The sequence below is a fragment of the bacterium genome, from assembly GCA_019695305.1.
Taxonomy (GTDB): domain Bacteria; phylum UBA10199; class UBA10199; order UBA10199; family JAIBAG01; genus JAIBAG01.
In genome coordinates, this window is the sequence record JAIBAG010000007.1 from 1 (window position 1) to 14,511 (window position 14,511).

General features: G+C 44.1%; 11 protein-coding genes. 10 read left to right on the forward strand and 1 reads right to left on the reverse strand.

The window, feature by feature from the left end; translation table 11 throughout:
* The 10 genes from K1X76_04885 to K1X76_04930 all read left to right on the forward strand — a co-directional run.
* On the forward strand, positions 1-470 hold a 470-nt coding region (locus K1X76_04885; GenBank protein ID MBX7148399.1), incomplete at its 5' end, for a hypothetical protein.
* A 54-nt stretch (positions 471-524) separates the two neighbouring features.
* Entirely contained in the window at positions 525-1,712 is a 1,188-nt protein-coding gene (locus tag K1X76_04890) for a VWA domain-containing protein (protein MBX7148400.1), read from the forward strand.
* A 171-nt stretch (positions 1,713-1,883) separates the two neighbouring features.
* Positions 1,884-3,428 (forward strand): acyl-CoA carboxylase subunit beta, encoded by a 1,545-nt coding sequence (locus K1X76_04895; GenBank protein MBX7148401.1) that lies wholly within the window; start codon positions 1,884-1,886, stop codon positions 3,426-3,428.
* Between the two features lie 86 nt (positions 3,429-3,514).
* The gene (locus K1X76_04900) at positions 3,515-5,035 is read left to right on the forward strand and encodes an acetyl-CoA carboxylase biotin carboxylase subunit (GenBank protein ID MBX7148402.1); all 1,521 of its coding nucleotides are present in this window, start codon (positions 3,515-3,517) and stop codon (positions 5,033-5,035) included.
* A 145-nt stretch (positions 5,036-5,180) separates the two neighbouring features.
* Complete coding sequence (locus K1X76_04905; GenBank protein ID MBX7148403.1) at positions 5,181-5,555, forward strand: biotin/lipoyl-binding protein; 375 nt, start codon at positions 5,181-5,183, stop codon at positions 5,553-5,555.
* 3 nt (positions 5,556-5,558) lie between these two features.
* Positions 5,559-6,059 carry a hypothetical protein gene (locus K1X76_04910; protein ID MBX7148404.1) on the forward strand — a complete coding sequence of 167 codons (501 nt, stop codon included), beginning with the start codon at positions 5,559-5,561 and terminating at the stop codon, positions 6,057-6,059.
* 5 nt (positions 6,060-6,064) lie between these two features.
* Positions 6,065-7,672, forward strand: a complete 1,608-nt coding sequence (locus K1X76_04915) for a peptide chain release factor 3 (GenBank protein ID MBX7148405.1) — start codon at positions 6,065-6,067, stop codon at positions 7,670-7,672.
* Positions 7,673-7,911: 239 nt separating this feature from the next.
* The gene (locus K1X76_04920; protein ID MBX7148406.1) at positions 7,912-10,641 is read left to right on the forward strand and encodes a hypothetical protein; all 2,730 of its coding nucleotides are present in this window, start codon (positions 7,912-7,914) and stop codon (positions 10,639-10,641) included.
* A 95-nt stretch (positions 10,642-10,736) separates the two neighbouring features.
* A complete protein-coding gene (locus K1X76_04925) occupies positions 10,737-12,395 on the forward strand; it encodes a hypothetical protein (GenBank protein MBX7148407.1) in 1,659 nt (552 codons plus the stop codon).
* A 17-nt stretch (positions 12,396-12,412) separates the two neighbouring features.
* Positions 12,413-13,684 (forward strand): hypothetical protein, encoded by a 1,272-nt coding sequence (locus K1X76_04930; GenBank protein MBX7148408.1) that lies wholly within the window; start codon positions 12,413-12,415, stop codon positions 13,682-13,684.
* 2 nt (positions 13,685-13,686) lie between these two features.
* Here K1X76_04930 and K1X76_04935 read toward each other — a convergent pair whose 3' ends face one another.
* Entirely contained in the window at positions 13,687-14,460 is a 774-nt protein-coding gene (locus tag K1X76_04935) for a hypothetical protein (protein ID MBX7148409.1), read from the reverse strand.
* Positions 14,461-14,511: the final 51 nt, after the last annotated feature.

A 14,511-nucleotide genomic window follows, 5' to 3' on the forward strand; every position in this document is an offset into this window, starting at 1 on the left:
CCTACGGGTTTCAAGTAGGTGGAATGACTCCTCCTATGTTACCCACTGGCTACACAGGTAATAACTTTTATGGAGCAAGTGCAGGGCTTACTAATTATAACAGGAGCCAAACAGGTGTCAGCTTGGCTATTGTGAGTAATGAAACTGTTGAGGATATGAGAGGCGCTTCATTGACACTTGGTGCGAACATATCGGAACAGGGTAATATAGGAGGGTTTGCGGTGGGCGTGATTTTTGGTAATTATACTCGAGATGGAGCGATTAATGCGCTGGCTATTGGTGCAGCAGGAAGTGTGGTTAATGATTCTGATGAGGAAACAACTTGCAGTGTAAGATTGGGAATACTTCATGAGAATGTAGGAGAAGATTCTTCTGTGCTATTTGATGTTTCCTGTCCTATGGTAACCGATCCTCTGGTATCTTACTTTCAAAGTTGGAGTGAGAATGACGGAGCATTAGAGGCTGAATAGATAAACTATTTTTCTCATTGCATCCCCCATCCATAATCATTATCTATCCAGGTAATGCTTCTCCCATTTTTCTACAGCCTCCGTGCGCTTAAAATTCCCGTTGGGCCTAATGAGTGGATGGCACTCATGGACGCTCTTACTAAAGATATCCACGATTCGTCCCTTGAGCGTTTCTATTACTTAGCGCGCGCTATTCTTGTTAAATCCGAAGATCTCTACGATAGTTACGATCAAGCTTTTCTTGCCTGTTTTAAAGGGCGGGAAGGGGAAATAGATATTAAGAAAGAGCTGATGGATTGGCTTAATAAAGTTGTGGAAGGCGAACGCCCTGCCATGCCCGATGTGCCCAAGCTGGAGCTCGACGAACTCATGAAAAAATTTATGGAGCGTCTTAAAGAACAGATGGAAGAGCATCATGGAGGTAATCATTGGATTGGTACCGGGGGTACATCGCCCTTTGGTCATTCCGGTTCTCACCCTAGCGGTATCCGCATTGGCGGGCCGGGAGGAGGGCGCAGTGCCGTCAAAGTGGCCGAAGAACGCCGATTTGCCAATTACCGCAGCGATCGCATCATTGATACGCGCGATTTTAAAGTGGCGCTTAAACGCCTCCGAAAATTAGATCGCACCGGACATAATCTTGAACTCGTCATGGACAAGACGATTGATAAAACCTGCAAGAATGCGGGCGATATCGAACTGGTGTTTGAACCTGAAAAGAAAAACCAAACTGAACTCCTCCTGCTCATGGATGTGGGGGGGAGTATGGATCCTTATATCGAACTTATGGAGTCGCTTTTTTCTGCGGCTCACGCATCCACGCATTTTAAAGCTTTCCATCATTATTATTTCCATAACTGCATCTATTCCAAATTATTTACCGATATGAACCGCAACGAATCGGTGCCTATCGACGATGTGTTTAAAAAGTTTCGTAAATCATTCCGTGTGGTCATCGTTGGAGATGCCTGCATGAATCCCTACGAACTCTTTAGCCCCGGCGGAGCCATCGATTATTGGGAGCAAAATCCCACCTCGGGGATGGAATGGTTGAAGCGGATTAAAGACCATTATCCCTCGGCCGTGTGGCTTAACCCCGAGCCCGAAGACTACTGGGGGCATATAACCATTAAAGCTATCAAGAATATTTTTAAAATGTATCCTTTAACCCTGAAGGGCCTTACCGATGCGGTGGACGATTTACGAGGGGATCAGATACGGCCGGAGGCTGTGGCGGGTTAACTGTAAGAGTAACCCACCCCTTTCCCCTCCCTTAATCTAAGGGAGGGAGATTTTCTACGCCCCTCCACCTTAGGTTAAGGGGGAGGACGGGAGGGGGTTACTCTTCACTTGACTAATCGTGTCATTCTCGTTACTTAACAACCCTTTAAACCCCTTACAGAGAGTACCAAAGTGAAAGATAAATTAGCGCTTTTAAAAGAAAAAGAAGAACAGGCCCTCCTTGGCGGAGGACTTGATCGTATTGAAAAACAGCATGCGGGCGGACGCAAAACCGCGCGCGAACGCATTGAGCTTTTACTCGACCCCGGCACTTTTGTGGAAATGGATCGTTTTGTTACCCACCGCTGTGCCGATTTTGGGATGGAGAAAAACAAAATTTTGGGCGATGGCGTTGTTACCGGATATGGCAAAATTGATGGCCGCCAAACTTTTGTGTTTGCTCAAGACTTTACCTCTTTTGGTGGATCTCTGGGCGAAGCTTACGCTAAAAAAATCTGCAAAATAATGGATTTGGCTGCTAAGACCGGCGCACCCGTTATTGGTCTTAATGATTCCGGCGGCGCTCGTATCCAGGAAGGTGTGATCAGCCTTGCCGGTTATGCTGATATCTTTTTACGCAATGTGATGAGCAGTGGTGTTGTTCCTCAAATTTCACTCATCATGGGCCCTTGTGCGGGTGGTGCGGTTTACTCACCGGCGATGACCGACTTTATTCTCATGGTTAAAAACACCGGTCACATGTTTATCACTGGTCCGGACGTCATCAAAACCGTGACTCACGAAGAAGTTACTAAAGAAGAACTGGGTGGGGCTCTCTCGCACGCTTCTAAAAGTGGTGTGGCGCATTATGCCGCCGAATCTGAAGAAGATTGCATCCAATTTGCCCGCGAAATTTTGTCCTTCATGCCGTCTAACAACCGTGAAGAACCTCCTGTTAAAGCTACCAACGATCCCAGCGATCGTCAGTGCGATAAGCTTGATAGTTTTATTCCTGATAATGCCAACAAACCTTATGACATGAAAGTGCTCATTAAGGATGTGGTGGACGAAGGGCATTTTGTTGAAATTCACGAAAAATATGCGCGCAACATGGTGATTGGTTTTGCCCGCATGGGTGGTAAACCCGTAGGTATTGTGGCTAATCAGCCTGCGCATTTGGCCGGTTGTTTGGATATTGAAGCGTCTATTAAAGGTGCCCGTTTTGTGCGCTTTTGTGATGCATTTAATATTCCTATCGTCACTTTTGTAGACGTGCCCGGATTTTTGCCCGGTACCGATCAGGAATTCCGCGGTATTATTTTACACGGTGCTAAACTTTTGTATGCTTTTGCCGAAGCCACTGTTCCTAAAATTACCGTGATTACCCGCAAAGCCTATGGTGGTGCGTACGACGTGATGAGCTCCAAGCACATCCGTGGTGATATCAACCTGGCTTATCCCACAGCCGAAATTGCGGTGATGGGCCCGGATGGCGCGGTTAATATTATTTTCCGTAAAGAAATTGATAAGGCCACCGATGTGGTAGCCGAAAAGGCAGCTCTTGTTGCCGATTATCGCGAAAAGTTTGCCAGCCCCTACAAGGCTGCCGAGCTGGGGTATATCGATGAAGTGATTCATCCCTCGGATACACGTAAAAAGATTATCGAGTCGCTCGAAATGTTAAAAAACAAAGTGGATACCAATCCCCGTAAAAAACACGGGAATATTCCATTGTAATCGTGCGATCGTGACTTCGTACGATCGTACGTTCGTAGTTTTTCGAACGCACGAACGCACGATCGTACGAACGCACTGCAGGTTAAATGAAAACAGTCAAAATTAATAAAGTTCTAATCGCAAACAGAGGAGAAATTGCCGTGCGTATCATGCGCACATGCCGTGCCATGGGAATTAAAACTGTAGCTGTTTTTTCAGAGGCCGATCGTAATGCCTTTCATGTGCAAATGGCCGACGAAGCCTACTGCATTGGACCTGCCGCTTCGGTTGAAAGTTACCTCGTTATCGATAAGCTCATCGATGTCGCTAAAAAAACAAAAGCCGATGCTATCCATCCCGGTTATGGTTTCCTGTCTGAAAAAGCGCCTTTCTCGAAAGCCTGCCAGGATAACAATATTATCTTTTTAGGACCCGATCCCATGCCTATTGAACGCATGGGTGATAAAATTCAGGCTCGTCATGCAGCCCTTGAAGCTAAAGTGCCCATGATACCCGGTACTAAAGATGCTGTAGCCGATGTGGCCGAAGTTAAAAAACTGGCTAAGGAAATGGGGTTTCCCATTCTCCTTAAAGCGGCTGCCGGTGGTGGTGGTAAGGGGATGCGTATTGTAGAAAAAGAAGCCGATATTGAATCGGCTTTTGAACGCGCTACCTCGGAAGCTAAAAAAGCTTTTAACGATGGAACCTTGTTTGTAGAAAAATATCTCAAAACATCACGTCACATCGAAGTGCAAGTAGCTTGCGATAAGCATGGCAATGGTTTGCATTTGTATGAACGTGAATGTTCTATTCAGCGTCGTCATCAAAAGGTTGTTGAAGAAGCACCGTTTTGTTTTATGAAACCGGAAACCCGCGCTAAAATTACCGAAGCGGCTCTGCGTTTGTGCAAAAAAGTGAATTACTCCGGTGTGGGTACACTTGAATTTTTAATGGACGAAGATCAGAATTTTTATTTCCTCGAAATGAACACCCGTTTGCAGGTGGAGCATCCTGTAACCGAAATGATCACCGGTTTAGATCTGGTTCAATTACAGATTGAAATTGGTGAAGGAAAACCTTTTAGATTAAAACAGGAAGATATCAAGGCACGCGGTGCCGCTTTAGAAGTGCGCTTGTATGCTGAAGATCCCGAAAATAATTTCTTCCCGTCTCCGGGCACCATTGAATGGATGACCATTCCCGAAGGCCCAGGTGTGCGTCACGATACCGCTGTTTATCCTGGAGCTACCATTCCTATTTTTTATGATCCGATGATTGCCAAGCTGATTGTATGGGGTGATACCCGCGAGCAGGCTATTCAACGCATGCAACGCGCGTTGGGTGAGTATGAAGTGGGTGGTTTTAAAAATAATATCTGGTTCTTGCGCAACATCATCAACAACAAAGATTTTAAAGAAGGCACAACCTATACGCGCTTTTTAGATGATCGTCCGGAACTGATGACGAAGCCCGAATCGCAAATTCCTTTGGAATTGGCGTTAGCGGTTGCGGCACTGGATAAACAGGGTCAGGCGAAGAGTGCTCAAACAACTGGTTCTGCCACGGGTAGTGACCAGTCGCCTTGGAAAAATCAGGGATTAAGAGAAACACTTTCGATGAGATTTTAATATGGGTCAAAAATACTTTACAACAATTGACGGTAACGAGCTTGGTTTTGAAATCGATAAGAAAGACGGCAAGCTTGTATATAAATCCGAAGGTAAAAACATCGAGCTGGATTGTGTTAAAATTGCCGATGGTCATTACTCGGTCATGTGGGAAGGTAAATCGTACGATCTGCGCTTGTACCACACCAAAAAAGAATCCCATGTTTTCCTGCGCGGCGATGAGCGCATTGTTTCTGTAGACGATTATCAAACACACATGCGCAAAAAATCGGCCGGTGCTGGTGGTGGTAATGATGTAATCCATGGCAAAGCCGAAATGACCGCCCAAATGCCCGGTAAAGTGGTGGGTGTAAAAGTTAAAGAAGGTGATGAAGTGGCGCTGGGCCAAGGTTTAGTGGTGCTTGAAGCCATGAAAATGGAAAATGAAATTACCGCTCCTAAAGCCGGCAAGGTTACCAAAGTAGCCGTTACGGTAGGGCAATCGGTTGAAAGTGGTGCTCTTTTGGTTGTGGTTGAATAATTTATGTCATCCAACAAAATTCCTAATATCCAAACGCTTAAGATAATTTCGCTCGCTCTGCATTTTAGTTTGCTCATGATTACCGGTGTTTGCTTTTTTATGGGAACACAAAATGGTTGGGTGATGGAGTTTATTATTCAGCCCGATAAAAGTTTTTTCTTTTATGCCATGCTGATGGCGGCCTCTGTAAGTGTGCTGCTTATTGTAACCTGGCCATTTTTTACCCTTCATCCTCCCTCTACTATGGATGAAGCCAAAGTTTATTATCAGGAACGTGAAAAAAGTCCGTTTGATAGAATGTTTTATGATTTCAAAAATCCTACCCAGGATATTTTAGCTAAAACCATTATTCGCATGGCGGGTTGTGAGTCGGTGGCTTTATTTGGGTTTGTAGCTGCTTTTCTTAACCAGGCACCTTTATTAATGCTTCCTTTTTCTTTTGTTGCTTTAACACTTCAATTTATCTTTGGTCCTATTTACGGCTCTATGCGTTCTGGCCAATAGCAGTTATGCTTGAACCTCATCAATTAGCCGAAATTAATCGCCGTAAAACATTTGCAATTATTTCGCACCCCGATGCAGGTAAAACAACCGTTACCGAAAAACTTTTGTTATTCGGCAATGCCATCCACATGGCCGGGGTCGTCAAAGCCAAGCGTGCCAAGCAATTCGCTCGTTCCGACTGGATGGAAATTGAAAAGCAACGCGGGATTTCGGTTTCGTCATCCGTGATGCAGTTTGAATATGGTGGGCACGTGGTGAATTTATTGGATACCCCCGGTCACGAAGATTTTAGCGAAGATACTTACCGTGTGCTCACCGCTGTAGATTCGGCGTTGATGATTATCGATTCGTCTAAAGGGATCGAAACACAAACTAAAAAACTATTTAAAGTCTGTCACGATCGCCATATTCCTATCATGACCTTTATGAACAAGGTGGATTTGGAAGGGCGCGATCCGTTTGAGCTGATTGATGAAGTGGAAAAAGTTTTAAGCCTGCCCACGTTTGCTGCTACCTGGCCTATTGGACAGGGGAAACGATTTAAGGGCGTGTACAATCGCTTGTCTAAACAAATTCTTTTGTTTGATCCCAATCAAAAAACTAAAAACTTTGAAACTACGCTGGTGCAAAATTTGGATGATCCTGTCTTAAAAGAAAGAGTAGGGGATGAGCTTTTAGATAAACTTAAAGAAGATCTAAGCTTGCTCGAAGCCGGTGGGGATTTTGATACCGAGTCGTATTTGGCCGGTCATTTAAGCCCGGTATTTTTTGGTTCGGCCGTTAATAATTTTGGTATCCAAGAACTCCTCGAGGCTTTTCTTAAATTTGCTCCAGGTCCTTTAGCACGTCCGGCCGAAGAGCGCTTGGTAGAACCTACCGAAGAAAAGCTTACCGGTGTGGTTTTTAAGATTCAGGCCAACATGGACCCCAAACACCGCGACCGTATGGCCTTTTTTCGTATTTGCTCGGGTGAATTCTATCCGGGAATTGATGTCTACCATGTGCGTTTAGACCGCGTCGTTCGCATCAACAATGCGCTTACCTTCATGAGTCAGGAGCGCAAAAACGTGGAAAAGGCCTATGCCGGCGATATCATTGGACTTCATGACCGAGGCACCTTGATGATTGGCGATACCTTAACCTTGGGCGAAAAACTTAAATTTACCGGTGTTCCACAGTTTTCGCCCGACATGTTTTGCCGCGTTGAACTCAAAAATCCCATTAAAATTAAACAACTTCACAAGGGTGTGGAGCAATTGGCCGAAGAAGGTACCAGCCAGCTCTTTAAACGCAAGTTTAATTCAGACATTATTATAGGAGTGGTGGGCCGTTTGCAGTTTGAAGTTGTGAAATTCCGCCTACTTAACGAATATGGGGCCGATGCCGAATTTATTCCCTTGAGTTTTTCCTCGTCACGCTGGTACCATTCTACAAATAAAAAAGTACTAGAAGAGTTTGAAAGCTATTACCGCGACCAGATTGTTTTTGATGTGCGCGATTATCCCATGATTTTATTTAAGAATGATTGGGAAGAAAACTACGTGCAGGAAAAATATCCGGACATGCGTTTTTTTGATAGTTTGATTACTTACGAACAGGAAGTCCGCGCCTAGTCTGTGAAATAACCTGCATTTACCTTCACCCAATCCTAACGAACACTTAACATTTTTGTCATTAAAGCGTCACAATTAAAATCTACTCTCCTTTTCAGTTTTAAAGAGGAAGAGGGCAGGTAGTTTTACTAACAAGTCGTCGGCAGATTTGCCGACAAAATCGACTTGTTAGTACTACAGGACCGCATGTTAGCCCAAGTGGGCTATCTATAGATGGCGATCCTGTTGTTAGGATACTGATGACAACACGTGAAATATACCGAATTGATCCCGCACAAAGTGCCGCTATCATCGGCCTTCTGGATACTGTTCGCTCTAATACAAACGGAAAAGAAGCTGTGGCCTGTGCTCTTGAAGGGCAAAGGGCGTCTTCCGTATTGCCCCACGAGTCTGGCACCTATCTTATTAAAATAAACCACAACGATTGTTTATCAACTCTAGCCCGTAAGTTTGGTTTGGGTGATATCTACGGACGTGAGTTGTACCGTCAAAATCAACATAACAATTTCGTAAAAAATGCCGATCTTATTATTGAAGGCGGGTATTTATTGTGGACTGTTCCCGAGGAAGAAAATAATGGAATTATTACTCAAGATGCAAATGAAGCTGTTTCCCAAGATGCTGTGGGAACTAACAATTCAGTACCCAACACACCAGAAGGAAGAGAAGGCTACCCTCGTTTTGAAGGAGAAATTGTTCGAAACAACAAAAGAGAAAAAGCCGGACAAGAAAGCGTCCAAGAGCAAAAAGAAACGCAAAAAGAAAAAGAAGCAGAAGTAACTCCTCCGTGGATACAGCCCGAAATTGTTTATTTGCCTCCTGTTGTTCGTTTGGAAGACTATGCAGTACCACACTATGATGTAGCTTCTCCTGATGTGGATAGGACTGTATCTGCCTTTGCCCCCATGCCTTTCTACGGTGCTGCTGTTAATGAATTTGCACATGGGGCCCGATTTAAAAACAATGTTGTTTATGATGTATTGATGCCCAGAGCTACGGAAGTTTTAAGGCAAACAACAACAGGAGTGAGTAACCGATGGTTTGGTGGATTAGAAAGTAGAACAACCAGAACCTTGGCTGGAGATGTTTTAACTGAAAGTCTTGAGACAAAATTGGGAACTTCGTTAAGCGGTGGTGTGATTGGTGAAATAGGTACCACTGAAGGAAGAGCTTTAGTACAAGGTGGTTTTTTTGCTCCTTATACCGCGGTTGATGGTACTTTAGTTAAAGCCGGAGTAAAAGTAGGGGCCGATTTCTCAACCCGAATACGTACGCCTCTTGTTGAATTTTCGCTTAAGGGAGAAGAGTCTGCCGTAAACGGAACCGGTCGCGCAATTAAATTTATGATGGAATTACCTCATTTTTATGAGGTTCGTAACCTGGCTCGAAATGTAAGTATAGATGCAGCTGTTGATTATTTAAAATCTACCGGTGCTTATAGTTTGGCAGACGATGAACTTTTGCGCAAGGTTGCCATGCTTGCTGAAAGAAGCGCTTTTGCTGCGGCTTTGGCCGATGTGGCTACTTATTATGGTATCAAATCATTAGCCGGTAAAGCTGGAGCTAGCGAAAAACAAGCCCATGTGTCGGGGATGACCGCTTCTGTAGTAGCCGGTAATACTTTGCAATTGGCAGATCCTCGAGCCTTGCAAACCTTGAGAGCCGTAGGAAAAGCTCCCTTTTATTTTGCAGGATTTCTCACGAGCGACGCTTTAATTGATGGTATTGTTGAATATCATGCCAATATGACCGAAAATTTTCCTCGTGCTATAGCAGAACCTATTGACTGGACGGTGGATACGCTTTTAGGCACGGCCCCAGTAGCTGAAGAAGGTGAGCAAGAATGGTTTAGACGCATGTTGGCAAAGGGTTTACTTGGTATTGGTATTGGTTCCAAATATGCACAGTGGGGTGGGCAATTACTGCGTGGGGCTTACAATTTATTGCCGGCCGGTGGACAACAGCTCGTTCAATCTACCTATCCTGCCTGGGAAGCGATAGATGGTGTTTTGGCCAGAGGAGTAGGTTTTGTTCGTCCTGTATTTGATAACGTTGTTACACGTACTATAGGATCGGGATTTGAATATGTTTATGGCGCGGGTAGGGGAGCTATAGGGGCTCTGGGAACTTCTGTTAGAACATTTATTGCTTCTGAAGGAATGGCGGGTGCTACCGCTACAACAACAACGACTGCAGCGGCTACTGGCACAACCACCACTGCTGCCGGTACAGGAGTTGTGGCTGCTGAAGGAACGGCGGCGGCCACTGGAGGATTTTCTCTGGCAGGCGCTTTGGCTTATGTCCCCCCTGTTGCGGCCGGTGTAACCATAGCTTCTCCCTGGATTTACGATTACTTTTATAATCCCAAAAAAGTAGAAATGAAAGCCGGTCTGGCCCTCGATAGTTATGGGCGTGATATGGCGGCTTTCAGTGGTATTAATGCCGAAGATTATGAATCACGTATTTTGCGGGGTAGAGCCTTGTTGGGTTCGATGCCGCTAGTTTCCGAAAGTACCCTGGATGGTGTAGTCAACAAAGGTCATTTCTGGAAAAATATGATTGATATGCTGATTGGCGATTTATCTTTGATTGACGATCCCGACCAACGCGAAGCTTATTATCAAAATATTTGCGAGACTTTTGTCTGGACCGAAAACATGCCGGCTCATCTTGCTTATTTTGAAGCGGCCTACAAAGCTGTTTTTGAAATGGGCGTGTACCAAGAAGAACCCGTTCTGGTAGTGTCTGATTATGAAGAAGCGCCCGTATGTGAAATGGATGAAGAGCCGGTGTGCGAAGATGAACCTGTTGCACAAGTAAGCGTTAATCCTCCCGAAAGTCCTGTTTATCCCATGGAAGACGAATACCTGCAAAGCTTTGATTATGATGAAGAGTACGCCACATGTTCCACTATAGAAGATGATTATTTAGCCAGTAATGCTGATTATTCCACTGCTTCCGCCTATTAAAAATTGACACAAAAAAGTCACAAAAACATCACCGTAATGAAGACAACTTTATTGTAAGGATGCCGAAAAGAGGGGGAGATTAATGAGGCATTTTTATGATCAAAAAAATATTTCCCTTAGTGTTTCTTTTTGCATTTGCAGCTTGTAGTAACGGACCCTTACCAGGCATGGGCGATGACAAACCGGCCGATGTTATTGCTCCGGCCATCATATCTTTTACAGCCGATAAAACTACTATTACTCAAGGCGAGAACGTTACTTTAAGTTGGGAAACCGAAGCTGCGGGCGATATTATTTTAGACCCCGTTGGTCCTCAAACCGATCCTGTTGGAAGCGCCACACTTACTCCCGAAACTTCCACCACGTATACTTTATCTGTTTATTCTCCCGATGCTCCTGCTTCTGAAGATGGAGAAGCTGTTGATAGTCAAAGTATTACCATTACCGTTAATCCCATAGATGATGACGATACTGATGAAGGTGAAAATAATGATCCGTGTGCAACAGCGCCAAACCCAACAACATTAAAAAACGAATTAACCTTCACGGCCTCCCGCACGGGTGTGTATGCCGGCGAATCGGTAACGTTAACGTGGAATAATGCGATGAGCGATAGTGATACTGTAGTAACGTTGCCAGACGGTACAAACTTGAGCGAAGCTTCGGGAACAGAAACAGTAGTTGTTACTCAAAACGGTACGGCTAAAATTCAAACTTCGGTGTGTGGTGTGACGGCAGAAAAAACATTGAGTATTACTGCTAAGGCGGCCATTCCTTTTAATTTACCCCCGGTGGCATCTCTTAGTGGAACCGATAGTAAAACGTGGGTGGGTACTACCGATGGAAAAGTTTATCGCAGCACCGATTTAGGAAAAACCTGGAATTATATTACAACCGCCAGTGGTATTTTAGAAAAGAATGAATCCAAAAAAGGCGAGTCGCCTATTGTGGCGGTGGCTTCGGGTGGCGATGTTTGCAATGGCGCTATTTTTATTGCCACGCAAAACGGGCATCTCTACCGCAGTTATGATGATGGTGCACATGCATCGGGCTTAACAGGCGGCCCCAATTATATGTTGGCAATTACCAAATCGGGCAGCCACGATGCCAAAGATTATTCCAAAATTTCATTTTTGCTCAAAAATCCCAAACACCCCAAAGAGCTTTTAATTGGCCATGAAGAAGGTTTGTGGCGTTTAAAAGATTGCACAGCCACCGGAGGTGTTACCGAAAATATTAGCAAGGTGAGCCTGTTTGATAAAAAGCCTGTTACGCAAGGTATTAAGAATGGCAAAAAAGTTTTCGTTGTTTCAGGAGGTTCGGTTTACCAAAGTGACGATACGCTTACTTGGGAAAAATCAAACTTTACCGGCAACTCGGGCATTACCTGGCTTGAAGCTAAGGGAGATGGTCTTTATGCCGGAAGTGCTACCACGGTTTATCAAACAGAGGATGCTAATGAATGGAGTGTTGTTTCAAGCGGACACTATTCCATAACGGGTTTTGCTTTAGACGGTGCTAGTGAGCTGTATGGTGACTATCGCGGTTTAAAAATAGCAAAGGACACTAGTTTTTATTTGGATGGTATTGAAAGCGGTATTGGCCAGATGTGGTTTAAAGGTAATAGCGTTTGGATGCTTACCAAAGACAGCAAGTTGTACATGTTAGATATAGTCAACTGGCAGGGCATGCTTAATTCCATAACATTCAACAAGATAAACTTGAACTTTAATGGGGCTACTTTGAAAAAATAAGGGAAAGAGAGTTTTTTATGGGTACATGTGATGGAAATATGGGCTTAAGGCTTGAAGGCTATTCAATAGCTCCTGGTTTTAGAGGAACCTACGGCATGAGTTGTGATGCCGATTTAGGGAGTGGTGATAAGAGTGGCAAATTTAAATTTATTTTAAATGGAGAAGGGCGCTACGGTTTTCCTCAGCCTGTATTTACAGCCAATAACGGTGATGAAATTAATGGTGGTTCGTTTACCAGTAAACCTCGTTATAAAAGTAAAGAAGGTGATTGGCGTTTAGTGCGTGATTTTGAATTTCGTTTTGGAACTCCCTTGTTAGGTAAAAAGAAGCAAGCGTCGTTTGCTTTTTCTTTTGGTGCGTACGATCCTGTTGTGACGCTATACGGAAGATTTCCCGGTATGGAAAAGCTCATGCCGCGTAGTGGTGCATATATAGACAGGCCTGTAAACGTAGAAGGACGTGGTGAGCTGGGTGGATATATTACCTATAATCGCTCGCTTGATAACCTGGATTATGGTGCCTTTGCGTTGTTGATGAACGGGCGCTTAGATAGCAAAATGTTTTTAGGTTTTAGTGCTGCTCCCGGAGATGATGGACGTGTTACTACTTGGCATACGCCTAATGGCCCTAATCCTTTTCTGTCTAAACGCATTCAATTTACACCGGCGGCTTATATTCATTTTCATACCGATCCTTTTGAACTCATGTTTATGGGGGCGGTATCGGTAAATGCCGGGCATGATCCGGCGGCACCCGAAGATAATCCAAGCGCCGAGCGTAATTTGGTCAATCCACGTGTTAATTTAGGGGCCCGATGGGGAAAGTTTATTGCTACTTATGATTTAAGTATTTTATCCGATTCAAGTCCTGCTTTTCCAGCACTTACTTTTGGAAATCGTCTAGAATTAACCACGCAAGATTTTAAAGGAAAAGATAAGTTAAGCTGGCTATCGGGCAGGCCGTATCTCACCTTTAATGATGTGCGTAACCCTAATGGTTATGCTTTTGATCAAGGATCGGTAGTCTTTACAAATAGTAACGATACTGCTGTTGTAAATAGTGATGATATTTTGGCTGATGGTGAAGAGCCTGGTCAGGTTGAAGTGCCCGGTAAAAGTGGCAGTACCTTAACGTTTGGTGGCGAAGTACAGGCTAAGGTGCCCATGGGTGATGGCAATGTCACTTTTAGGGTCACTCCCGAACTCCAGTTAAACTGGGACAGCCGTTTTGGAAAACGCACCATAGCCGGTGGTGGCGTGGCTGGGCGTGTAGATTTTAATTTTAAATAAAATTACCACATAATTATATCATCACGAATATCATTGCCCCTATCAGAGTTATCGTCGCTGTCAGGACTATTAGGATCTACTAAGGTGGTATTCGCTTTAAGCATCTTTTTAATGGTTTTAAGCATGCGTTTTATTTCCTTATCCGAAAAACCAAATGTTTTGAGCTTGCTTGTCAAATTGGCTGCAAACTCACTCCAGGTGCTTCCACTCACTGTGCCAATATCAATTCCATTTACAACAATGTGGGATGTAAAGCCATTTTCTCCAGCAATCACATCAAATTTAGCATAAGTAGTGTTGGCATGTGTGTATGTAATTAATAACGAAGAACCATTTGCAGACATCATTGCAGAAAGAGAGGCCCCATCATCAAAAGAAATGTCAACGGCGCTGAGATTTCCAGAAGCATCAACCCAGGCCGTGCCATTTTTGAATCCCAAGTCCATAAATTCTTGATCGGGTGTAATATTAACAGGGGTATTGATATCTTGAGCGGAGGGGTTTTGGTGTTTATTTTTGATATACTGAAGCCATTGTTCGTATGTAATGCCTTCGGCTTCAGGGTTGTCTTCTAAAAACTGTTCGTATTCATCGTAGAAAACAGGGCGTACTTCATTATTGCGGGTTGTGGCTTTGGTTTTAAAGTTGCCCTGGATGGCGCCAACACCATTTTTTAAAGAAGGGAGGTTAATTGAAACAACCTGGAAACGATAAAGTATACCAATAGCTATGGTGATAATAAGTGTAGTAAAAACGATAACTTTAGTGGTTTTCATGTTTATCTTTCTATTTTTACGCACCGTGTTATAAGGTGCCATTATTTTTTT